Genomic DNA, 1217 nt, shown 5'->3' on the forward strand with positions numbered 1-1217 from the left:
GGCTGCGACCAGCCACTGTTCGAATCCAAGCTGAAGTTCGAGAGCGGCACCGGCTGGCCGAGCTTCAACGATCCGGTTCCCGGTTCCATCGAGACCACGACCGACCGCAGCTACGGCATGGTCCGCACGGAATGCCATTGCGCTCGCTGCGGCAGCCATCTCGGCCACGTCTTCGAGGACGGCCCGCCGCCGACCGGGCTGCGCTACTGCATCAACGGCGTGGCGCTGAGATTCGAGCCGGCGGCCTGAGCGCGGCCTCGCCAACGCTTCCTGCGAAGGGCGGCCTCGGCCGCCTTTTTCGTGCAGCATTGTCAGACGACGACTGTTGCGATCAGCCAGAGCGCCGAACCCAGCATAGCAAGGGAGGCCTTGGCGCCCCCGGTTCGCTCCGCCGTCCGCCAGACGGCCGAGGTCAGGAAGATGTTGTAGGGCACCGGCGCGAAATGCACCGCCAGCACAAGACCGAGCGGCGTCTTCACCCCCAGCAGAATGAGCGCCGCCACGGACGATGCAATGTTGATCGCCGTGCCGACGAGCACCATATCGCGCCAGAACAGCCGGTCGAGCCGCACCTGGCCATCCCAACGCGAGCGGAAGAAATCCGCGAGCATCGGCGGCCTATCCCTGTCCCAGAACTTCGGTGACAGCGCACTCGAACCGCGAGCATTCGGTCACCAGCCAGTCCGTCATGGCCGGCCAATTGTCCTCGGCAAAGCAGTTGACCCGCCACTGTGAATTGATGCCGAGGTTTTGTGCGCTCTGCTCCGGCCTGAGCTTCAGCCGTTCCTCGATCGCCGGCTGAAACGGCTTGAGGCGCACCCAGACGTCGGTTGCGCCAAGCTTCTCGTTACGGCCGAAGAAGACGCCGACCACATTCTCGCTCGGCGCCACGTACATGGAGAGCACCAGCGCAAATTCCGGCAGCCCGCGCTGCCAGAACCAGGGCCCTCGCCTCGCCAGCCGGGTTCTTTCTTCCGGGTGACGCTCGGCAAACAGCGTCCAGAAGCCGCGTTGGCGGAACTCCGAGGCCCTTCGGCCGCCGAAGTCGAACTCACTCATCGCCGACCCCGGACGTCACGAGATGCCTCGCCTTACACCATGCCGAGGGCGGCCTTGTAGAGGTCCAGGATGGACTCCTCCTCCTGGCGCTCGGCCTGGTCCTTCTTGCGCAGCCGCACGATCGTGCGAACCGCCTTGGTGTCGAAGCCGGTGCCCTT

Annotated in this window: 4 protein-coding genes; 1 reads left to right on the plus strand and 3 read right to left on the minus strand. The window is 65.6% G+C overall.

The window, feature by feature from the left end; translation table 11 throughout:
• On the plus strand, nucleotides 1-249 hold a 249-nt coding region (gene msrB, locus FJ980_RS32665; protein WP_140547563.1), incomplete at its 5' end, for a peptide-methionine (R)-S-oxide reductase MsrB.
• A 62-nt stretch (nucleotides 250-311) separates the two neighbouring features.
• Here the strand turns inward: msrB and FJ980_RS32670 are convergent.
• The 3 genes from FJ980_RS32670 to FJ980_RS32680 form a co-directional block, all read right to left on the minus strand.
• Nucleotides 312-611: a hypothetical protein gene (locus FJ980_RS32670; RefSeq protein ID WP_140517534.1), complete on the minus strand. Its 300-nt coding sequence runs from the start codon at nucleotides 609-611 to the stop codon at nucleotides 312-314.
• Between the two features lie 7 nt (nucleotides 612-618).
• Nucleotides 619-1059, minus strand: coding sequence for a hypothetical protein (locus tag FJ980_RS32675; protein ID WP_140517533.1), 441 nt, complete (start codon nucleotides 1057-1059; stop codon nucleotides 619-621).
• 32 nt (nucleotides 1060-1091) lie between these two features.
• Nucleotides 1092-1217: GapR family DNA-binding domain-containing protein (locus tag FJ980_RS32680; RefSeq protein WP_140547564.1), on the minus strand; the 126-nt coding region annotated here is incomplete at its 5' end.

This window comes from Mesorhizobium sp. B1-1-5, from assembly GCF_006443065.1.
GTDB lineage: Bacteria > Pseudomonadota > Alphaproteobacteria > Rhizobiales > Rhizobiaceae > Mesorhizobium.

What these genes read in the sequence shown, in the direction of transcription:
- FJ980_RS32675 (WP_140517533.1), bottom strand. Translation starts at nt 1,059, where the DNA reads ATGAGTGAGTTCGACTTCGGCGGCCGAAGGGCCTCGGAGTTCCGCCAA.
- FJ980_RS32670 (WP_140517534.1), bottom strand. Translation starts at nt 611, where the DNA reads ATGCTCGCGGATTTCTTCCGCTCGCGTTGGGATGGCCAGGTGCGGCTC.